This window comes from Hyphomicrobium sp., from assembly GCF_047600905.1.
Taxonomy (GTDB): Bacteria; Pseudomonadota; Alphaproteobacteria; order Rhizobiales; family Hyphomicrobiaceae; genus Hyphomicrobium_B.
This window is the reverse complement of record NZ_JASGKD010000001.1, coordinates 2,586,170-2,606,627: the sequence shown is the minus strand read 5'-3', so window position 1 is coordinate 2,606,627 and position 20,458 is coordinate 2,586,170. Positions and strand designations below refer to the sequence as shown.

Here is a 20,458-nt window from a genome sequence, read left to right as displayed (position 1 = left end):
TCCTACTCCGCGGCTTGGCGTTCGAGCGACTCATAAGCCGCGTCGGCGCTCTCGAACACATGCGTATCGAGGCCTCGCCTGCGAAGCGCCTCTTGCAGCTTGTTGCGCGTGATCGCGCTCGTGGCGTAGCGCGCCGACCGGCCGTAGTGGTTTTTCGTGACGTAAGCCACCATGTCGGCATAATCGTCGTAGAGGTCTTCGGCGATCCGGCAACCGTCCTGGTTGATCATGGCATCGACGCGCTTGCCTGTTGCCTTGCAGGCATCGACGATCGCCGTTTTCAGATCGCTGACATCTGCCTTCTTGCGCACGCTCCACGCCTTCAGGTCGATGTTGAGAATGTTGCGAGCCGCATCGTAGCTGATGCGATCCTTCAAATTCTGATTGAGAAGATCGGCAAGCAGATCCATCGGCTTATCGACAAAGAGCCGCGGGTTCATCGGCACCGGATTGTGGATGTGCGGCTTGAACGCCATGTGCGGAAGGATGTCGCGCTCGATTTCGATGCCGGGCGCCACTTCGATCAGTTCGAGGCCGTGGTCGGTCAACTGGAACACGCACCGCTCGGTGACGTAGATGACGGGCTGGCCTTTCTGGGCGGCATATTTGCCCGAAAACGTCACCTGCTCGACCTGTTTGACGAACTTCTTGGCGCGCCCTTCCTGCAGGATGCGCAGCTTGCCGTCTTCGATCGCGATCTTGAGGCCGCCCGCCGTGAACGTGCCCGCGAATACTACCGCGCGCGCATTCTGCGAAATGTCGATGAAGCCGCCGCAGCCGTTGAGCTTGCCGCCGAACTTGCTGGTATTGACGTTGCCGACGCTGTCGCATTCCGCCATGCCGAGGCAGGTCAGATCGAGGCCGCCGCCATGGTAGAAATCGAACATCTGGTTCTGGTCGAGGATCGAATGGGCATTTGCCGATGAGCCGAAGCTCGATCCGCCGGCGAGCACGCCGCCAACCGCGCCCGCTTCCGTCGTCATGACGAGGTAGGGCGTGACTTTTTCTTCGTTCGCGACGTTTGCGACGCCGTCGGGAGCGCCGACTCCGAGATTGATGACACCATTGGGCGGCAGCTCGAACGAAGCCCGCCGTGCGATGATCTTGCGTTCGTCGAGGTCCATCTTAGGCAGGCTGTCGACGGTGACGCGCACCTCGCCGGCAAGGCCCGGATCATACATAACGCCATAGTTCATGCGGTGCATTTCGGGCGGGTCGGCGATCACCACGCAATCGACGAGGATGCCCGGAACCTTCACGTCTTTCGGTTTGATCGAACCTTCCGCCACGACACGCTCGACCTGCGCAATGACGACGCCGCCGTTGTTGTGGGCGGCCATCGCCTGCGCCAGAACGTCGAGCGTCAGCGCTTCCCTCTCCATGCTGAGATTGCCGAGAGAGTCCGCGCTCGTCGCCCGGATAAGAGCGACATTGATCGGCGTCGCCTTGTAGAACAGCCACTCTTTGCCGTCGACTTCGACGAGCTTGACGAGATCTTCCTTCGTCTTCGTATTGACCTTGCCGCCGCCAAGCCGCGGATCGACGTAGGTGTGCAGGCCGACGCGGGTGAAAAGGCCGGGGCTTCCGGATGCGCAGCTGCGATAAAGCTTCGAGATCACGCCTTGCGGCAGGTTGTAACCCTGGATCTTGTCGTTCTGCGCCGCCTCTGCAACCTTCGGCATGCGCCCGAAGTTGGCGGCGATGACGCGCTTCAAAAGGCCATCATGATAAAGGCGGCCGGTGCCCAAGCCCTTGCTGTCGCCGGCGCCCGCGCACATGATCAGGGTTAAGTCGCGAGGCGCACCGGTTTCAACGAAGCGTTTCTCCAGTGCGGCATGCAGCGCCTCTGGGATACAGCTTTGGACGAAACCGGTCGTCGTGACCACGGCTCCGTTACCGATCCGCGCGATGGCTTCGTCTGCCGAGATGACCTTGTTGGTAACCATTGCGATGCGTTTCCCCAGTCACAGCCTTGGGAGAGGTAGGGCTTCGACCGGCCCCTGCAAAACCCGTGCTGTTGTTTGTTTTGTACCGAGCACCGAATTATGCGCCCAGCCTATCAACGCGCATAGCTTAGCTCTGACGGGTCCGCACCACTCAAGGGGGTAATTCGCACCTATCCGGAGGTCGGTAGGGCGGGATATGCCGCACCCGATTGCAATTGAGGTGCGCGCCAGACGCACGGCGGAAAGAGCAACCGCCAATCGTTTAACGCGTGCTAGACAACCCGCCATGACCGAACAATTTAGACGCAATTTCATACCTCTGATCGTCGCCACGGGCCTCTTTATGGAGAACCTCGATGCGACCGTGCTTGCGACATCGCTGCCCGCAATCGCCAAAGACCTCCACAGCAACCCCATTCACCTTAAGCTTGCGGTAACGACCTATTTGCTGGCGTTGGCGGTTTTCATTCCGGCGTCGGGCTGGATGGCCGACCGGTTTGGCGCGAAAAATGTCTTCCGCGCCGCTATGGCCGTTTTTTCGCTTGGCTCTATTGCTTGCGGCCTTTCGACCGACCTCGGCTCGCTCGTTGCCGCCCGCGTTCTGCAGGGAATGGGCGGAGCCATGATGGCGCCTGTCGGGCGGTTGATTGTGCTGCGCACCATTCCAAAGGCCGACATGATCAATGCCATCGCGTGGCTCACCGTTCCCGCGCTTGTCGGACCCGTGCTTGGACCGCCGTTGGGCGGCTTCATCACCACCTACTTCAACTGGCGCTGGATCTTCTGGATCAATATTCCTGTGGCGCTCCTTGGCATCGTGCTGGTGACGCGTCTCATCCCCGATACACGCGAAAGCGGTCCGAGCACGTTCGACACGCGCGGTTTCTTTCTGGTCGGCCCCGGCCTTTCGCTGTTTCTGACGGGCGTGACGATGATGGGGCTCGGCCTTCTCGACCGCGATACTGTTCTGCTCATCACGTTTTCAGGCGCCGCGCTTCTGGGGCTTTACGTTTGGCACGCGCTCAACGCCCCGGCGCCGATCATCGATCTGCGCCTGCTGGCGATCCCGACCTATCGTGCCGCTGTCGTCGGAGGCTTCTTGTTCCGCACGGGCCTCGGCGCCGGTCCGTTTCTGCTGCCGCTGTTGTTCCAGACCGGCTTCGGCATGACGGCGTTTCAATCGGGCCTGATGACATTCGCCACCGGCATCGGCGCCATGTTCATGAAGACGCAGGCGGCCGCCATCCTCCGCCGCTATGGATTCCGCCGCGTGCTGATCACCGTTGCCGTGATTTCCAGCCTGTTCTCGGCCCTGCCGTCGCTGTTCGTCGCCAGTACGCCGCCGCTACTGATCGTTGCGCTGTTCCTGGCCGGAGGTTTGGCGCGATCGCTGCAGTTCACGAGCGTCAACACCCTTGCCTACGCCGACGTGCCGCCTGAGCGCCTGAGCCGCGCGACGAGCTTCGCCGCCGTTTGCCAGGAGCTGTCAGGATCTGTCGGCGTCACCATTGCGGCGATGGGCCTGCAGTACATGCAATACCTGCGCGGCGGCAGCGTCATTGATGCTGCGCATTTCCCGCCGGTCTTCGTCTTGATCGGCTTGGTATCGGCGTCGTCGATCTTCTTCTTCGCAAGGCTGTCCGGCTCGGCGGGCGCGTCGCTCTTACCGACCGAGGCGCTCAAGGTCGCCGAACCCGCCAAGGAAGTCGCCCGCGTCAGCCAGGGCCATATCGGCTGACGATAATTGCGCAAACAGCAATAGCCGCGATCGGAGCGCATCCCGATCGCGGCAACCTATTGCTGTCGTGAAGAGACGAAGCGGCTTAAGCCGCCTTCGCTTGAGCCTTCTGGCGCTGGGCCTTGCGCGGTGCCGCAGGCACCAGGCGCACGGCAGGCACGGCAACCTCGGACGCCGTCCGCTTGCGCTGGATGACGGCCTCGCGCGCCCCGAAGGCGTTGGCGAGAGCGAGCAGCGCCTTCGAAGGCGTCAGCCCATTGCATCCGCGAGCGTCGACGGCCGCAAAGCCGGTCCGCGAGCAAGCCTGCAGAGACAGGTGCCCGGAGCTCAAGACCGCGACACCCGACACGCCGCCGCCGGCGACGCGATCGAGGTGGAGGCTCTTGAGCTTGAGGCCCAGATTTTCGACGGCACGCTTCGTCGCGCGCTCGGCCGACTTGACGTCGTCGAGGCGCTTGGCGCCGTGAAGATCGATAAAGATCGTAGTCCCTGCACTACTAACGCTTCGCTCGGTAACCGGACTCGACAGCGAGTCCTCGACTTCCGTGTAGAACGCAGCGCGCGCGTGATCTTCCTTTTGGGCGGTGCTTGAACGAGTTAAGTCCATCCCCAATTGGAAGAGGGTGTCATTAAAGGCCATATGACCCTCCCCAACCAGCAGATAGGTTTGACTCGCCCGCTCCTTACCTCATTGGCTCTGGAAAACCTCGACCATGTTGGCAGGTGGACAGACGAGAGAGCGTGCATATGAGGCCAACGCCCCCCCTACGCAAGACCTTTTTTGCCCCTGCGCCAATTTTTTTTCGGCTTGATGCCTCAGCGACTTAACGAAGGGTTTTGCGACAAGATCCTGGCGCGGATTTTTCGTCGTCGAAGCGCAATTGAGCCGTAAAAAATCCGCTAATTTTGCTCGTCCGCCTTGCCGAATAATTTGTTCAGCAGGTTCTTCGCGCTCTTTTTCGTCTTCTCGGTCGACGCATCGTCGCTGTTCTTGCCGAAAAGCTCGTCGACGATCTGGTCGCTGTTCTTGCCTTTGAGCTTCTTTCCGATCTGCTTGATCGCATCCATCGTCTTGTTCGGATCGGAAAGCACGCCTTTGAGGTCCGGATGGTAGCTCGGATGGTCCCAGGAGCCGACAATCCGCACCGGAACTTCGATGCCTGAGGCTTGCGCGTCGCCGCCTTGGCCTTCGAGAGACGCGATGAGCCGCGGCTTGACCGTATAATCGACGGTCCGCTCCGGCATATGGATGACGCCGCCGCCGCTAACCCTGAGAAGCGGGCTCACAAGCTGCAGATCCTGGTTCTGCGCCACGCCGTTGGCGACTGTGAAGGTCGCCGCCAGCGCGCTGAAATCGGTCTTCTCGGACGGCGAAGTCCTGAGCGCGCCGAAATTGCCTTGCGAGAGCCCGCGCAGCGCTCCGGGCAGACTGAAGCCCACGATCGCGCCGTCGGAAAATTGGAAACCCGCCGTGCCGTTGAGGCTTTCGATCAGCTGCAGTTGGCTCGCGCCATTGGCCGCCAGCTGCAGCTTGACGTTGGCGTTACCGGCAACCCAGCCGAAATTGGCTGCATCCTTCAGAAACGGCAGCGCCGAGACGCTGCTCAGATCGAAGTTCGCGCCGATGTTCGCCGTCCCGGCCGAACCGTTGATGGTCAGGACGCCACGTCCGTGGCCTTGGTAAAGCGCCACGTCGTTGAACGTCGCCTGCATCGCCCGGTCCTTGACCGCGACGTCGACCGACGACTGCCCGATTGAGACATTCTTGAAATGAAGCTTGCCGACAGTGACGTGCGCGTTGCCGTCGGCGACACCGAGAAGCGTCAAGTTCAGCGTTTCGCTCGACCAGCCCTCGCGCTGCTCGACGCCATAAACCTTGGTGCCTTGTTTATCGAGCAGCTTCTGGATCTGATCCGGCTCCGCCGGCGTACCGCCCTGTTGAGGCGCAGACGTTTCTGGCGACGTGCCCTCCGTGGCGAGCGCGCCTGTCACCGCGCTTGTCAGATACTTGTTGAGATCGAGTTCTGCGATCGCAAGATTGGCTTCGACGAAGGGGCGCTCGCCGCCGGTCGTGACCTTGATGGTACCGGTCGCCGTTTCGCCATCGAGCGCGAACTTTGCGTCCGAGAAGATGGTCACGTTATCCGCAGTCTGCAGTTTGCCCTGAATGGTGAGCGGGCCAAAGCCCGAGACCGGTGGCAGCCGCGTGCCGAACCAGTTCGCCAGTTGTCGCGCGGAGTCCGCATTAGCCGACACTTGGCCGTCGAGAACAGCGCCCTCCGCGATCGTCAGATCGCCGTCATAGGACGCCGCGATCAGCGGGTTCTTCGTCGAGAACGACAGATGCGCCGGTGCATTCATCAGAAGCCCACGCACGTTCTCGATTTTGCCGTCGAAATCGAGCCTCTGATCGTGCCAGACGAAGTTGCCGTTGGCGACGAGCGGGCTTTTGATCGACGGCAGCGCAAACTTCAGATTGAGCCCGGAAACCTCCGACTTGCGTCCCGTCCGCTCATCCGTGAAGCGGAACGTCCCATCTTGAATATTGACGTCGTCGAGCTGCACATCCCTGACGACCGCAGTCTGCGCTCCGTCGTTGTCGGTTTCTGCCGCAGCGACTTTGAACACCGGCGTATCACTGGAGGTGCCGCGCGTTTGCAGCTCCGCAAATCGAACTGGCGCGGCGAACGATGCGAACTTCCAATTCCTCCGCCCGTCCTTGTCGACCCTCAAATCGAATTCCGGACGCTTGAGCGTTACCGAATTGATCTTTGGCTTCCGCTTGAGAAGCGACATCGGCTCGATGCTGACTTGCAGCGCCTCGGCATGAACCAGCGAACCGCCCATCTCTGGCGGTCCCGACAGCGAGACATCGTGGAGAGAAACGCCGAGCGAGGGGAAGAAGTCGAACGATGCGGCCCCGGCGATCGCGAGATCACGGCCGGTTTGCGCTTTCACCTGTTCGGTAATCTTCTGCCGGATGAAATCGCTCGGAGGATTGAGCAGCAGGTAGCCGATCCCCGCGCCGCCCGCGACCAGAACGAAAACCAGGAAATAGATGATGCCCGTCAGCACGCCGCCGCGGCGCGCGGGCGGCGGTCTCTTCGGCCCTCCGGGCGGCGGCGGCCCGCGACGAGGGCCGGAACCGAGCGGCGCCCGCTCGAATGCCGGGCGCGGCGAGGGCCGTGGCGGCAGCGGCGGAGGGGGCGGCACGGGGTATTGCGGAGCCATCAAGTTCCTCGTTCAGGGCGGCGAACCTTGTCGCGCGCAAATCGCGCAAAATATCGAGTTCAATTATGTCACTTGCGGGCCGCTGAAGTCTGCGGCGAACAATCCCCTGGTTGTGGATCGTTTCACCGAAGTTCTGCAAATTGCGTTTCCTCTCGATCGAACCGCCGGTACCGAACGGACGGTACGCGCCATGCACCCGCAAAGCGGTTGTATCCGCCTGTATTAATTACATAAATCGACCACCACTTCGCCCAGGTTGCGACACCGCGACGGGCGAGGATTCGCCATGTTCACTGAGTCCTTCCCCCCACGACTTTCACGCACCGGCCTTATCGCTGGTGCGTTTTTTTTATGCGCTCTCGCCCCGCCCGCGGCAAAAGGCTGGTCCGGCCGCGACGATGGTCAGCCGGCAATCATCTCCGGCATCGGCCATGTGGTCGATGGCGATACGCTCGATGTCGGTCTAACGCGCGTTCGCCTTGAAGGTATCGATGCCCCCGAAATCGCCCAGACCTGCAAAACCGCGACGGCCGAATCTTGGAATTGCGGTCGCGCCGCCGCTGCGCTGCTGCGACGGCTCGCGGACAATCAGGAGGTGACTTGCGATCGTAAGGGCAACGACCGCTACGGCCGGGCGCTCGCCACATGCTTCGTCGACGGCGCCGATATCGACGAAGCGATGGTGCGAGCCGGTCTTGCCTGGGCCTTCGTAAAATATTCCGTCACCTATGTCGGCATCGAAGCCGACGCCCGCAAAGCCAGGATCGGCGTCTGGCAGGGGCAAGCCGAGGCACCTTGGGACTTTCGCCATAACGAATGGCAAGTCGCCGAAACGAGCGCACCCAGCGGCTGCGCGATCAAAGGCAACGTCTCGTCGCGTGGCCGCATCTATCACATGCCGTGGGACCCTTGGTACGACAGCGTCAGCATGGCTGCGGGCAGAGGCAAGCGCTGGTTCTGCTCGGAACAAGAAGCCATAGCGGCCGGCTGGCGTGCGGCGTCTCCGAACTAGCCGCTCGCGGCCAACTCGGTTGCGGCGATCGTCTTCGGCTCGAGCCAGCCGCGATAGTGCGCGAGACGCCCGATCATCGGCAGGGTAATAGCTACGTCGAAATGAAAGCGCCCGTCGTCCCCGGCGGACTCGCGTGTCTCGGATTTCGGCGCGAGGACCAGCGGAAGCCTTATCGCGCCGATACGCCAGCCGACGACCGGCATTGCGATTTCACCGCCACGCGCTTCAAGTCCGAGCAGTACGTTGATCGCGCCGAACCGCTCCGATACGATGTTGCCACCCTCGTGCGTCAGTCGTGATGAAAACCGTCGCCCGCCGAAATTGCGGGTCCAGGTTTCCGCGCCCTCTTCGCGATCGACCGAGACTGTCACATCGACATCGAGTCCCGTCGGCGGAAAGCCGAACACCCATCGCAACAGCCGGCCAGTCAGCGATCGCGAAGCATCGATATCGGCCTTGCCGTGCCAGACCGGCGGTGCGTTCTGCGCATGGAATGCCCGAAGCGCGCTGGGAAGGTCGCCATAACCGCCGCCACACGCGGCTTCGATCAAGCTCGGCTTCGTCGTCACGCGAACCAGACGCGACGTTGTCAACGACGGAGCACTCATTTCCGCTTCGATCGCGGCGAGTGCAAGCGACGCGACTGCCGCTCCTGACTTTTCATCACCGCGCAGCAAAGCGCGCGTCAGCGCCACCGCCGGCAGAATGGGAACGTCTGGTCCCTGGCCCGGAGACGCTTGAAGTATCCATCGCGCCGAAGTCCAATGACAGTCGCCGTCGAGTCCTGTGCACGTGACGATCATTCCGCCGCGGTCAGAAGCAAACGGCCGTGTCAGACCGCGCGCCCGCGCCAGCATCGGCGCCAACGGCTCCAAATTGGAAATCAGTCCGCATCGACGGAGATGTGCGAGCAGCAGGATGCCGAACTGTTCGAAGCGAGATTCAAGTCCGGCGCCGAACGACACGCGCGATGTAACTCCAAATCGCTCGGGCATCAGGGCCGCGTCGGCGGTTTCGACGGGCGAAACATATCGCGTGGCGAGGCCGTCAACAGCGATGCGCCGCGCTTCTCCCCATCCGATTACGGTCTGCGGTCGCCCTTCCGCCAACGTCGCAATCGGCCTGCCGACGTAGGACAGGATGGCGCGAATGACCGACAAACCGACCTCGCCTTTGCCTCCGGGGAGGATCGCGATGTCGATGCTGTCGATGCGTCGCCAGCCGCGCGTCAGATCTTCGACAACCGCCGACGAAAGCGCCGGCGTCGAGCTTGCTCCCGCCCGCGCCACGACACCCGCAGCGCGCGCACGCGAGTCGAGACCGTCGGAAAAGCCGAGAAGATAATCGCGCGCATCGGCGAGATCGATCCAATGCGCCCCCGCCGCGATCGCTCGGCCCGCCAGGTCATAGCCCGCCATTTGAAATGGGCCGGAGGCGTCGATGACGAGCCACGGAGCAAGTGCTGCGATGTCCGTGGCATCACTTCGCTCGAAAGCGATCGAAGCAATTCTGCCGCCGCCGCCGATTTCATCGGCGAGAGATTGAGCCCGCGCCTTGTCGCGTGACGTCAACACCAGTTCGGTGCCGTCGATCTGCGCAAGACGCCTTGCCAGCCGCTGACCGAAAAACCCCGTCGCACCTATCAATACAATGCGACGGGGCACATGCGTTCCTCTTACTTAAGTCTTGGAGCGTCGGCTCAGCGTGGCGGAGGACCATCGTAGCCGCGGTCGTCATCGGGGCCGCCGTTATCCGGACCACCATTATCCGGACCAGCATCGTCGGGACCGCCCGGGCCGTCGTCATAATTTTGCTGACGCGCACCTGAAGACGGCGGCGGAGGCGGCGCACCTTGGCCACGGGCGAGAAGCGGCGTAATACGCCGCACCGCCACGCGCCGGTTGAGACGTTCCGGCGCCGAGGTCGGAACCTTGAGGAACTCTTCGCCGTAGCCCTGCGTCGTCAGGTTCTCGAACGGGATCTGGAATTGATCCGTCAGCACCTCGGCGACGGATTCCGCCCGCCGGTCGGAAAGCGAGAGATTGTCCTCCGGCGTGCCGACCGCATCCGTATAGCCCTCGATCATGAAGACCTCGTCCGGATGGCGGTCGATGATACGCTTCATGGCCCGCGCGATGCGATCGAGCTTACCGTACTGGCTCGGCGTGACCTCCCACGACCCGAAGTCGAATGTGATGTCGTCGAGGTCGACGCGGCGCATCCGGTCGCGAAGCGCGGCTGTGGCCCGAATTTCATCGAGTGTGTAGCGGTCGCGGAAATTATCGACCGGTGGCGCACTCAAAGCGTCGTAGACATCCTCGTCGCTCGCGCGCTCGTAATCGACGATATACTCGTCACGCGGAATGGTGACGCGCGGCGGCGGCACATCGAGAACCGAATTCAAGATCGCCGCGCCGGCAACGACGCCGACACCGATGCCGATTCCAGCCGCAAGATCCCGGCCGAAGTTGTCGCGATGACGTCTGCGGTTATCGATGATGATGAAATCACGCCCGTCGGGGCCACGCCGGTAGCGGCGGATCAACTGGCCGTTGGCGTCCGTCTCTGAGTAGATCTTGTATCCACCCGGCCGGTCAATGACGGCGATGTTCGTTCCGCCCTTGCCCTTCTCAAAGCGCGCATTCGGCGCCACGCGTCTTAGCCGCTCGTTGTCGTCGTGTTGGATGAAAACACGATTGTTGTCCTTGAAGATGCGGCGCTTGCCGGGCTCTTCGATGACGACGCCCTTGCCGCCGTCGAACTTCACTTCCTTACGCTGGCCGCGAAGCGCTTCGAAACGCCGTTTCGCTTCGGCAGGCGACTGCGGCTGCCCTGCCGGCGGCGCGAAGTTGCCGGCCGGACGGGCGGCAGGATTGCCTGGATTGCCCGGTTTGAAATTCGGCTGGTTCGGGCCGCCAGGATTACCGCCGCCGAATTGATCCGGGCGCTTGTCTTTGTGCCGGTCCTTGTTCTGGTTGCCGAACTGATTGTTGACCGGCTTGTCGAAATTCTGCGGGCGTTGCTGCTGCGGCGCCCCGTTGTCGACGACCGGCGGTTTCGGCTTCGGCCTCACGAATGCGTTGGGGTTCTGGCCTTGTCCGCCATTGCCGAACTGCGGTTTTTGCAACTGCGGCTTCTGCGTGTTCTGGGGCGCTTGCTGCGGCGCCTGCTGTTGTCCGAGCGCAGGCGGACGCTGCTTTTCGCGCTTTTGGCCCTGGAACTGCTGATTTCCCTGACCCTGGCGGTTTTCCCCTTTATCTCGCCGGGAACCTCCACCCTTGTCTTCATGGTCGCGATGCTTTTGTTCGCCGCCGCTATCTTTGCCCGGTCGCTGTCGTTCGTTTTGCTGATCATCGGCTCTGACGAGAGCGGGCGTCGCCGAGACTGCCGCCAGAAGCGAAGCGGCAGCTAGAACGGCGTGTCGGCTGAGTTTCATGAAGTTTCCTCGGATTTTTGTTGCGCCCGCTTTGGCGCTTCGATTGCTCTGGCTTGATCGCCAATTTAACTTCGGTCTCATGCCTTCACCGCCATTTGCGGTCGAGGCAAACTTTCCCCGCTAAACGACGTGGATAAGGGCAGCCATATGAAGCGAGCGTGAATAGCTTGCGGCCAAATCATGGCGCAAAAAATTCTTCGTCGCTGAATGGCAGATGCCGCCCGATATAAGCCGCCTGCAGATCGATTTCATCGACGACGCGCGCATTGGCGGCTCCGACCAAAGTTGCACTATCTCCCAATAAGCAATGCCATCGTCTCGCAAAACGAGTGACGCTGACGATTGAAACGGACAAGCTCCGGTAAAAGATCCCGCGACGCGTCCGTTATTGCGCCGCCCCTACAACTCGCGCAGTCCACATTCGATGCCACTGATCGAATGTCAGACGAAGCATGACCATGCGTTCGTTGCGTCGGATCAATGACATGGGTGGATTTGAAACGGCCTTGTTTGCATCCCGTTCACGACCTTCAATGCAACTACCGCGCGGACCGACGAAGTATCATAGTATCGAGCATTACCTGCTTGCAGCGATGATTTCGTCTGAACCTGGGGAGCTAGAATAAATGTCATTCGATCGGCCTGACGTCCAAAGCTTGCGGCTCGCGCTCGTTACGTCCCTGCGTTCCAACTGGAAGCTGTTCCTCGTCGAAGGGATAATTCTCGTTCTTCTCGGCGTCGCGGCGATCGTTGTGCCGCCGATCGCGACGCTGACGGTCGCGTTCTTCATCGGCTGGATTTTGCTTTTCAGCGGCATCGCCGGTCTTTTCACGACCTTTTCGACGCGTCCGATGCCGGGCTTCTGGTGGTCGCTCCTGTCGGCCGTTCTCGGTATCGGCGCCGGGCTCTATCTGCTTTTTTCGCCTGCCGAGGGCGCCATCTCGCTCACCGTCGTGCTGGTCGCTTTTTTCATCATCGAGGGCATCGCCTCGATCATGTTTGCGCTCGAGCATCGCGACGAGCTGCCGGGAAGCTGGCTGATGATGCTGTTGAGCGGCATCGTCGATCTGGTGCTCGGCGCATTGATTTTTCTCGGGCTGCCGTCGTCTGCGGCATGGGCGATCGGACTGCTGGTCGGCATCAATATGATCTTCGGCGGCTTCGCCTTGATTGCGATGGCGCTCCAGGCTCGTAACATCGACGTCCGGCCTTAGGTGTCTCCGAAAAGACCCGCAAACACCGTTGCGGCTTTAGCTGCGCTGCCATGCGGCGCAGCCAAGTTTGACCAAGGTCATATCTGTCGCCGTGTCACATCGTGAGAGTGCGGCCGCCTTATACCCGTAAATAGCGATGAACACTTGGAGCAGACATGCCGGACATCAAAGTTGACGAGGCCCTGTGGGCGTCGAGCATTTTCCCTGAAGGGACAGTCGTGCGATGGCTCGTTTCGGACGGCGCGCGCGTCGCAGCCGGTCATTCGATCGCTGAAGTTCGCATCGAGGACGCGTTGCACGAGATCACCGCGCCAATCAACGGAGTTGTAACGATCGTCGCCCGCGAAAATAGCGTTATCGATCCGGGCTCGCTGATCGCAACGATCGCCGAATGAAACACGCCGCATCGCGTTGTCTGGTGGAGGCGCGCAGATCGCGTCTCTACGGCACCAGGACAGCAGCGCCCGAAAAGCGGCCCGCCCTCAAATCGGCGAGGGCCTCATTGGCGCGCGCGAGTGGATAGACAGTCGTTGTAGTATGAACGCCCGCTTGCGGCGCGATCGCTAGAAATTCCCTCGCATCTTCGCGCGTCAGGTTGGCAACCGCAGATAACGCGGCCGCCTTTCCGTACCACCTTCAGAGCCATGGGTACGAGCGCGCCGACCGGAGCGAAGATGATGGCGGCGTCGAGTTCTTCGGGTGGCGCTTCATCCGAGCCGCCACACCAGCGGGCGCCAAGCGACAGCGCGAACTTCTGCGCATCCATATCGCCCGGCCGCGTGAAGCCGTAGACTTCCCGGCCCTGCCAGATGCACACCTGCGCAATGATGTGCGCCGCTGCGCCGAAGCCATAGAGGCCGATCCGCTTGCCGTCGCCGGCCATGCGCAACGATCGCCAGCCGATGAGGCCCGCGCACATCAGCGGCGCCGCCGCCACCGGATCGTCGAAGCCGGTCATAGGAAATGCAAACGCCGCGTCCGCGATGACGTGCGTGGCAAATCCGCCGTCGCGCGTGTAGCCCGTGAACAGCGGAAAGTCGCACAGGTTTTCCCTGTCGGCGACGCAATACGGGCATTGCCCGCAGGTGTGCCCGAGCCAGGGCACGCCGACGCGCTCGCCAATTTGGTGGCCATGAGTTTCGGGGCCGATGGCGTCGACGATGCCGACGATTTCATGTCCCGGAATGACGGGACGCTTCGGGTCGGGCAGGTCTCCATCGATCACATGCAAGTCCGTCCGGCAGACCGCGCACGCTTCGACGCGGACGCGAATTTCGCCTTTGCCTGGAATCGGATCGGGTCGTTCTTCCAGCGTTAAAGGCTGTCCGACGGCTCGGAAGACCATGGCTTTCATGCGCGGCACACTCGAAAATCGCAAACGCGGAAGCTGCCGTCTTAAACGCGCTCCCACTCGTCATGTCGGACTGAGCGATCGTGCTAGGCCCCGGCGACCGGCGCGTTCTCGTCGGGCGAATAGACGACCATGCCCGACATCGGATCGACCCAGGACAGATGGCTCTGAACCTTCTTCACGCCGGGAACATTCTCGGCCGCGACGATAGCCGCCTCGTCTTGGCGATAGGCCGTGTAACATCCCCAAAGATCGACGACGCCGTTCTTGACGGTGACGTTGAGAAATTCGTTCGCCGCCCACGGCAAGTTGGCAAGGGCTGCGTTGACGCCTTGCCGGATCTCGGCATCGCTCTGCTCGACCTTCGCGCCCCCGACCAGACCTGAAAGGGTTTGCAGCAGATTCGCCCGGCTGACGATGCCGACGACAGCGCCATTCTTGACGACCGGTACGCGTTTGATCCGGTTCTTCTCCATGAGGTGAATGACTTCGCTGAGGTCTGTATCGGGATCGACCGTGATCGGATCCCGCGACATCACCTCCGACACCTTGCGGCCGTGCGACTGAATATATTCACTGGCGAGCGTTTCAGACCCCGTCAGCAAGTCGCGCCAGAACGACCGCTTCACCTCGGTGCCGGTCTCCGCGCGCCGCAGGCAATCGCCCTCGGTTATCACCCCGACCAGCTTGCCCTCTTTCGTCACGACTGGAAGGCCGCTGATCCGATGCTGCAGCATCAGCTTGATCATGTCGCCGAGCGTGGCGTCGGGGGCTACGGAGATGACCTTGGCCGTCATCACGTCACTGGCTTTCATCGCATTCTCCTACGCGCCGACGCTTACTTCGACGAGCATTTGCCGCAACATTTCTCTGCGTCACTCGCCGCGTTTTCCGAGGCGCCGTCCATCGTTTCGCGCATGGCAGCCCAGGTTATATCGGCAAGTTGGTTGAACTCGGCAGAATAATCTTTCGAAGCTTGCTGCCAAAACTCCGACACGGCAACATTCACATCATCCGCGGTTTTGCACGCTGCGATCTGTTGCGGAAATCTGAGATCCTTGAGCCAGCGCTCGCCCAAGAAGTGCAGCCAGCTTTCGGCGACGTCTCCGCCAAGCTTGTAGGCAGACGAACTCCAGAAATGCATGCAGCCCGTGGCTGGATTGAAGGCATTGAGAAAAGGCGCAATTCCGGGCGCAGGCACTCTTAAATTGGTGTCGCGCCAAGCAGGTCGATCAAGCATGCTCGTCACTCCTATGCTAGGCACCAAAAATATCATCGCTTTGTTCTGATCCTCCGCGTTGACGAAGGTCAAGTTTCACGAACCGGCAGGCTTCACTTTTGAAGCACGTAGGTTCCCGGTGCGGCGCAAAGAGGCTTGAAGCCCTTCTCTGGCGCACCCATCGACGGCGGCTCGACCCAACCGGACGACATTCGTGCCAGCCACTCGGCCCATGCCGGCCACCATGATCCCTCGTGTTTTGGCGTCGTCTTGTACCATGTATCGGGATCGACGAAATTGTCGTTGGGCTGCTTGGTTGCCATTCTGTAACTGCGGTGCGAAGTGCCGGGCGGCGACACGATCCCGGCATTGTGTCCGCCGCTCGTCAGCAAATAGGTTACGCTCGTATCGCTCAGGATGTTGAACTTATAGACCGAGCGCCAGGGAGCAACGTGATCGGTCTCCGTCCCGATGGCGAAGATCGGTGCACGCAGGTCCGTCAGCGCGATCGCATGGCCGTCAACCTTGAAGCGACCCTCGGCCAGATCGTTATTGAGGAATAGCGAACGCAGATATTCCGAGTGCATGCGATAGGGCATCCGCGTCGCGTCCGCATTCCACGCCAACAGATCGAAAACCGGTTGCCGCTCGCCAAGCAGGTAGTCGTTGACGACATGCGACCAGATCAGATCGTTCGAGCGCAATAGTTGGAAGGCCCCAGCCATCTGCGCACTGTCGAGAAAGCCCTGCTCGCCCATCATGTCTTCAAGGAATGATACCTGGCTTTCGTCGACGAAGAGCGTCAATTCTCCCGCTTCACGGAAATCCGCCTGCGCCGCGAGGAACGTGAGCGTCGCGATGCGGTCGTCGTTCTCGCTTGCCATCGCCGCCGCTGCGGTCGCAAGCAGCGTTCCGCCAAGGCAATAGCCCGTCGCGTGGACTTTGTGGTCACCAGTGATCGTGGTGATGGCATCGAGCGCTGCCATCACGCCGAGGCGGCGGTAATCGTCGAACCCGATGTTCCGGTCGTCGGCGTCAGGGTTGCGCCACGAGACGATGAAAACCGTGAAACCTTGCGCCGTCAGGAATTTGACCAGCGAATTCTCCGGCCTGAGATCGAGAATGTAGTACTTCATGATCCACGCCGGCACGATCAGAACCGGCTCGGCGTGCACCTTCTCGGTCGTTGGCTCATACTGAATGAGCTCGATCAGATGATTGCGGAAAACGACCTTTCCCGGCGTGATCGCAACCGTCTCGCCGACTTTGAACTTTTCGGCGCCTGGAGGCGCTTCGCGCGTTCGCAGGCGCTTCAGGTCGTCGAGATAATTTTTATAGCCGCGAAGCAGATTAAGCCCGGCCTCCGACTGCGTGCGCTGGAGCACGTCCGGGTTCGTCGCAACGAAATTTGCCGGCGCGAAAACGTCGAGCATCTGCCGGGTGATGAAATCGACGCGGTTGAGATTTTGCTTTTCGACGCCGCGAACCCTGGTGGTCGCTGAATGCCACCATTCTTCGCCGAGAAGAAAAGCCTCGGCATAGACGTTGAACGGAAACTGTTTCCAGCCGGCGGAGACGAAGCGATGATCGTGCGGTGAGGTCACTACGCTCGGCGCCAGCGGCTCGTTCGCGACCGACGCCTCCTGCCCGAAAGCCGCCAGCCGCATCCACTGTCGTATGCCTTCGCCCATCAATTCCAGTTGCAGCCCCGGCGACGTCGCCATGTGCATTCCCCAATCGAAGAACGCATTGGCGCAAGCCGCTGGCGAAAGACCGGCCGTCAGTCGCGCGAGAAGATAATGCGTATATCGGTCGAGCTCCGGTTGCCCCGCGGACTGCGGCCGTTGATCGGCGGGCGCGATCGCCGGAACCTTAGCGATTTCGGAATGGGTTGATGACTGGTCGGAGAGCAGGGCAATCGCATCGGATCGAGGCGCCGGAAGCGCATTCTGCACGTTTGCTGGCATATGCAAGAAATGGCCCTCTTCGCTCGAACGACCCACCGGCTTTCTCGCACTCATCGCCGTCTATCCCATTGACGCAGCTCAAGTGAGCAGGTGCGAAATGATATTGACCCAGATCAGAACACGCCAGCCCCGATCGCTTATAGGACTTTCGACCGTACCCGCTTAAGGATTCGGGCTGATGACTGTTCGCAATTTGAATCATCTTTTGGCCCCGCGATCCGTCGCTCTGATTGGCGCCAGCGACCGGCCGGGTTCCGTTGGCGCAACGGTTCGCAAAAACCTATTTCAAGGCGGCTTTACCGGCGAGGTAAGCCTCGTAAACCCGAAATACAGCGAGATTGACGGGCGAAAGTGCTACGCCTCGGTCGCCGACCTGCCCGCGCCGCCCGACCTTGCCGTCCTGGCGACACCGCCGGCAACGATCGTCGGCCTGATCGAAGAACTCGGAGCCAAGGGCACGCGCGCCGCAGTGGCGCTCGCAGCCGGCTTGGGTGACCGGAAACAGGCGCTGATCGAAGTCGCCGGATCCTACGGCTTGCGGGTTCTCGGGCCGAACTGCATCGGCCTGATGGTGCCGACGATCGGCCTCAACGCGAGCTTTGCCCATCGCGCGCCACTCTCCGGCGATCTGGCGTTCGTCTCGCAATCAGGCGCGCTGGTGACGGCCGTGATCGACTGGGCGGCGGGACGCGGTATCGGCTTCTCGCACGTCGTTTCGCTTGGAGAAATGGCGGACGTCGATCTCGGCGACATGCTGGATTTTCTCGCGACCGATCACCAGACGCGTGCCATCCTTCTCTATGTCGAGGCCGTCACCCAGGCGCCGAAATTTATTTCTGCCGCTCGTCGCGCCGCCCGCCTGAAACCCGTTGTGGTCGTCAAGACCGGTCGGCACGCAGGTGGTGTCCATGCAGCGTTGTCCCATACCGGCGCCTTGGCCGGATCGGACGCCGCCTATGAAGCCGCGTTCCGGCGCTCGGGCCTGTTGAGAGTGCGAACGCTCGATGAACTGTTCGCCGCTGCCGAAATCCTGTCGCGCGCGCCGCGCCTTCATGGCGAGAGGCTCGCCATTCTCACCAACGGCGGCGGGGCGGGTGTGCTGGCGACCGACGAACTCCAGGACTGGAAGGGAACGCTTGCGTCGCTCGGCACTGGAACGATTGCAGCTCTCGATCGCGTCCTGCCGCCGACGTGGTCTCGCGCAAACCCTGTCGACATCATCGGCGACGCCGGACCGAAACGCTATTCAGATGCCCTGCACCAACTCTTGCACGATCGTGACGACGATGCCGTCCTCGTTCTTTACTGTCCGACCGCTACACTTTCCGCTGACGATGCCGCCAAAGCGGTGATCGAGACCGTTTCGGCAAACCGCAACATCGTAGCCGACAAGCCCGTCATCACCTGCTGGCTAGGAGACGCAGCGGTACGCGATGCCAGAGCGCTTTTCGAGGAAAATAAGATCCCGACGTTCGAATCGACCTCCGCCGCTGTGGCCGGGTTCATGCAACTTGTGCGTCACGCACGCTGTCAGGATGAATTGATGCGGACGCCATCGGCGGCGGAAGGCGACCACAGCTACGATGCAAAGGCCGCACGCCGCGAGATCCGCAAGATCCTTGAAAGCGGCCGGACCGTCGCTTCAGCTCTCGAAGCCAAGACGATCCTCGCCGCCTACGGCATTCCGACCGACAAAGCGGTTCTGGCCCGCGATCCGGCAGAAGTTCGTTCCCTTGCGGACGGGATTCTCCACACCAACGACGCCTGCGTGATCAAAATCGCTTCGCCCGACATATCCCATAAATCCGATGTTGGCGGCGTAAAGCTTGATCTCGAAAGCGCCGTCGCGGCGGAACAGGCCGCCACCGACATGCTCGCCAGCATCAAAGCGAAGCTACCGCAGGCGCGTATCGATGGCGTAACGGTCGAGCCTATGGTCAGACGGCCGCACGCTCTCGAAACGATCATCGGCATGAGCGTCGATCAGGCATTCGGACCGATGCTCTTGTTTGGCGCGGGCGGCATCGCAGTCGAAGTCCTGCGCGACAGCGCTCTGGCGCTTCCGCCGCTCGACATGCACCTCGCCCGCTGCATGATCGACAAGACACGGATATCTCGCCTGCTCCAGGGCTACCGCGACCATCCCGCTGCCGACATCGACGCGATCGCCGACACCCTCGTTCGCATCAGCGATTTGATCATCGCCCACCCGGAAATTCGCGAACTCGACATCAATCCGTTGCTCGCAGACAAGAACGGTGTCATTGCGATCGACGCGCGCATGAAACTCGCTGACGAAGAAGTCAATCCTCGGCTGCCTCTCGCGATCCGGCCCTACCCCGCGCATTTGCAACACCAAGTGACGCTCAACAAGATCGGCAATGTCCTGATCCGTCCGATTAAGCCCGAAGACGAGCCCAGCTATGCGCAATTTTTGTCGGAAATCTCCGAAGAGGATGCCCGCCTCCGGTTCTTCAGCGACCGCCGATCATTTCCGCACGAGTTCCTCGCAACGCTCACCCAGATCGATTATGCGCGTGAAATGGCCTTCGTCGCGATCGAGACGTCTACCAATGAATTGATCGGCGGTTCGCGTCTCGTGCTCGAGCCGGATTTGACGCGCGGCGAATTCGGCGTTCTCGTCCGCTCCGATTTGCATGGTCTTGGTCTCGGCTGGGAGCTGATGTCGACGCTGTTGAGTTATGCCCAGCACGAAGGCGTCGAGCAGATCAGCGGCATCGTGAATATCGCCAATACGAACATGCTCGACATGGCGAGAGAACTTGGTTTTCAGTCCCGGCCCTTTCCCGACGATCCATCGATACGCGAGGTCGTTTGGCATCCGTCATCCTCGCCGGAGCCGGCACCCAGGACGGCCAAGAAACTCACCGAAAATATGGATGGCTAGGACGCGGCCACTTCGTCGAGATAGAGTGACAAGTCGCTCGTCGGGATGTCCGTCATGTCTTTCTCGATCTCGACGACAACCTTCTCGCGCACGGCGGGGCTGATCATCTTGCGCAATTCATCGAGCAACGGCGCCGGCGCGATCAGGATGAGCCTGTCGAACGCGTTGTTTCGGAGATATCCTGCCAACATTGTGCTGAGCTGCCTGGCAAAGAGCGCCTGCAAAGCTCTCTTCGCTCCCGGCCGACCTTCCACTGGCTGGTGCGGCGGCGCCGTCTCCGGGCCTGAGGGTTCATGCCGTACGCCTGATCCGATGGCATGCTCACGAAAACCGCGACCCTGGCCAAGCGCTTCGAGAATGCGCGCGCCGCTGCCGTCGGCAATCAAGATCCAGGTGCTCGTAGGTTTCATTGTTGCAATCCCTCGCCGAATGCCAT

The 20,458-nt window shown here is 61.3% G+C and carries 15 protein-coding genes and 1 pseudogene; 6 read left to right on the top strand and 10 right to left on the bottom strand.

Going from position 1 to position 20,458, the window contains the following annotated elements; genetic code table 11:
• Positions 1–2: 2 nt before the first annotated feature.
• On the bottom strand, positions 3–1,946 hold the full coding sequence (locus QM780_RS12455) for an acyl CoA:acetate/3-ketoacid CoA transferase (RefSeq protein ID WP_415070778.1): 1,944 nt from the start codon (positions 1,944–1,946) through the stop codon (positions 3–5).
• Between the two features lie 286 nt (positions 1,947–2,232).
• Here QM780_RS12455 and QM780_RS12450 point away from each other — a divergent pair, with 286 nt between their 5' ends.
• Positions 2,233–3,684: a DHA2 family efflux MFS transporter permease subunit gene (locus tag QM780_RS12450; RefSeq protein WP_415070777.1), complete on the top strand. Its 1,452-nt coding sequence runs from the start codon at positions 2,233–2,235 to the stop codon at positions 3,682–3,684.
• A gap of 85 nt (positions 3,685–3,769) precedes the next feature.
• On the opposite strand, the gene QM780_RS12445 is transcribed toward QM780_RS12450, so the two are convergent.
• Together QM780_RS12445 and QM780_RS12440 are read right to left on the bottom strand one after the other, a co-directional pair.
• Positions 3,770–4,324, bottom strand: coding sequence for an S-adenosylmethionine decarboxylase family protein (locus tag QM780_RS12445; RefSeq protein WP_415070776.1), 555 nt, complete (start codon positions 4,322–4,324; stop codon positions 3,770–3,772).
• Positions 4,325–4,584: 260 nt separating this feature from the next.
• The gene (locus QM780_RS12440) at positions 4,585–6,915 is read right to left on the bottom strand and encodes an AsmA family protein (protein WP_415070775.1); all 2,331 of its coding nucleotides are present in this window, start codon (positions 6,913–6,915) and stop codon (positions 4,585–4,587) included.
• Positions 6,916–7,201: 286 nt separating this feature from the next.
• On the opposite strand from QM780_RS12440, the gene QM780_RS12435 reads away from it, so the two are divergent.
• Positions 7,202–7,927 carry a thermonuclease family protein gene (locus tag QM780_RS12435; RefSeq protein ID WP_415070774.1) on the top strand — a complete coding sequence of 242 codons (726 nt, stop codon included), beginning with the start codon at positions 7,202–7,204 and terminating at the stop codon, positions 7,925–7,927.
• Here the strand turns inward: QM780_RS12435 and QM780_RS12430 are convergent.
• Together QM780_RS12430 and QM780_RS12425 are read right to left on the bottom strand one after the other, a co-directional pair.
• Positions 7,924–9,591, bottom strand: a complete 1,668-nt coding sequence (locus QM780_RS12430) for a DUF4166 domain-containing protein (RefSeq protein ID WP_415070773.1) — start codon at positions 9,589–9,591, stop codon at positions 7,924–7,926. The genes QM780_RS12435 and QM780_RS12430 overlap by 4 nt on opposite strands.
• Before the next feature lie 35 nt (positions 9,592–9,626).
• Positions 9,627–11,054 (bottom strand): OmpA family protein, encoded by a 1,428-nt coding sequence (locus QM780_RS12425; protein ID WP_415070772.1) that lies wholly within the window; start codon positions 11,052–11,054, stop codon positions 9,627–9,629.
• Here QM780_RS12425 and QM780_RS12420 point away from each other — a divergent pair.
• The 3 genes from QM780_RS12420 (at position 11,022) to QM780_RS12410 (ending at position 12,972) form a co-directional block, all read left to right on the top strand.
• Complete coding sequence (locus QM780_RS12420) at positions 11,022–11,339, top strand: hypothetical protein (RefSeq protein WP_415070771.1); 318 nt, start codon at positions 11,022–11,024, stop codon at positions 11,337–11,339. The genes QM780_RS12425 and QM780_RS12420 overlap by 33 nt on opposite strands.
• Positions 11,340–11,989: 650 nt before the next feature.
• Entirely contained in the window at positions 11,990–12,577 is a 588-nt protein-coding gene (locus QM780_RS12415; RefSeq protein WP_415070770.1) for an HdeD family acid-resistance protein, read from the top strand.
• Between the two features lie 155 nt (positions 12,578–12,732).
• The gene (locus QM780_RS12410) at positions 12,733–12,972 is read left to right on the top strand and encodes a lipoyl domain-containing protein (protein WP_415070769.1); all 240 of its coding nucleotides are present in this window, start codon (positions 12,733–12,735) and stop codon (positions 12,970–12,972) included.
• 46 nt (positions 12,973–13,018) lie between these two features.
• Here the strand turns inward: QM780_RS12410 and QM780_RS12405 are convergent.
• From QM780_RS12405 to QM780_RS12390, 4 genes and pseudogenes are all read right to left on the bottom strand, one after another.
• Positions 13,019–13,931: pseudogene (locus tag QM780_RS12405) on the bottom strand (zinc-dependent alcohol dehydrogenase family protein).
• A gap of 83 nt (positions 13,932–14,014) precedes the next feature.
• On the bottom strand, positions 14,015–14,743 hold the full coding sequence (locus tag QM780_RS12400; protein ID WP_415070768.1) for a CBS domain-containing protein: 729 nt from the start codon (positions 14,741–14,743) through the stop codon (positions 14,015–14,017).
• Between the two features lie 23 nt (positions 14,744–14,766).
• The gene (locus QM780_RS12395) at positions 14,767–15,168 is read right to left on the bottom strand and encodes a hypothetical protein (RefSeq protein ID WP_415070767.1); all 402 of its coding nucleotides are present in this window, start codon (positions 15,166–15,168) and stop codon (positions 14,767–14,769) included.
• A gap of 92 nt (positions 15,169–15,260) precedes the next feature.
• Positions 15,261–17,114: a PHA/PHB synthase family protein gene (locus QM780_RS12390; protein ID WP_415072034.1), complete on the bottom strand. Its 1,854-nt coding sequence runs from the start codon at positions 17,112–17,114 to the stop codon at positions 15,261–15,263.
• Between the two features lie 178 nt (positions 17,115–17,292).
• Between QM780_RS12390 and QM780_RS12385 the strand changes: the two genes are divergently transcribed.
• Positions 17,293–20,022 carry a bifunctional acetate--CoA ligase family protein/GNAT family N-acetyltransferase gene (locus tag QM780_RS12385; protein WP_415070766.1) on the top strand — a complete coding sequence of 910 codons (2,730 nt, stop codon included), beginning with the start codon at positions 17,293–17,295 and terminating at the stop codon, positions 20,020–20,022.
• On the opposite strand, the gene QM780_RS12380 is transcribed toward QM780_RS12385, so the two are convergent.
• The gene (locus tag QM780_RS12380) at positions 20,019–20,432 is read right to left on the bottom strand and encodes a host attachment protein (protein ID WP_415070765.1); all 414 of its coding nucleotides are present in this window, start codon (positions 20,430–20,432) and stop codon (positions 20,019–20,021) included. The genes QM780_RS12385 and QM780_RS12380 overlap by 4 nt on opposite strands.
• Positions 20,433–20,458: the final 26 nt, after the last annotated feature.

Bases quoted from the DNA above. Each gene is read 5' to 3' on its own strand.
- QM780_RS12455 (WP_415070778.1), bottom strand. From the start codon at position 1,946: ATGGTTACCAACAAGGTCATCTCGGCAGACGAAGCCATCGCGCGGATC.
- QM780_RS12450 (WP_415070777.1), top strand. From the start codon at position 2,233: ATGACCGAACAATTTAGACGCAATTTCATACCTCTGATCGTCGCCACG.
- QM780_RS12445 (WP_415070776.1), bottom strand. From the start codon at position 4,324: ATGGCCTTTAATGACACCCTCTTCCAATTGGGGATGGACTTAACTCGT.
- QM780_RS12440 (WP_415070775.1), bottom strand. From the start codon at position 6,915: ATGGCTCCGCAATACCCCGTGCCGCCCCCTCCGCCGCTGCCGCCACGG.
- QM780_RS12435 (WP_415070774.1), top strand. From the start codon at position 7,202: ATGTTCACTGAGTCCTTCCCCCCACGACTTTCACGCACCGGCCTTATC.
- QM780_RS12415 (WP_415070770.1), top strand. From the start codon at position 11,990: ATGTCATTCGATCGGCCTGACGTCCAAAGCTTGCGGCTCGCGCTCGTT.
- QM780_RS12410 (WP_415070769.1), top strand. From the start codon at position 12,733: ATGCCGGACATCAAAGTTGACGAGGCCCTGTGGGCGTCGAGCATTTTC.
- QM780_RS12400 (WP_415070768.1), bottom strand. From the start codon at position 14,743: ATGAAAGCCAGTGACGTGATGACGGCCAAGGTCATCTCCGTAGCCCCC.
- QM780_RS12395 (WP_415070767.1), bottom strand. From the start codon at position 15,168: ATGCTTGATCGACCTGCTTGGCGCGACACCAATTTAAGAGTGCCTGCG.
- QM780_RS12390 (WP_415072034.1), bottom strand. From the start codon at position 17,114: ATGCCAGCAAACGTGCAGAATGCGCTTCCGGCGCCTCGATCCGATGCG.
- QM780_RS12385 (WP_415070766.1), top strand. From the start codon at position 17,293: ATGACTGTTCGCAATTTGAATCATCTTTTGGCCCCGCGATCCGTCGCT.
- QM780_RS12380 (WP_415070765.1), bottom strand. From the start codon at position 20,432: ATGAAACCTACGAGCACCTGGATCTTGATTGCCGACGGCAGCGGCGCG.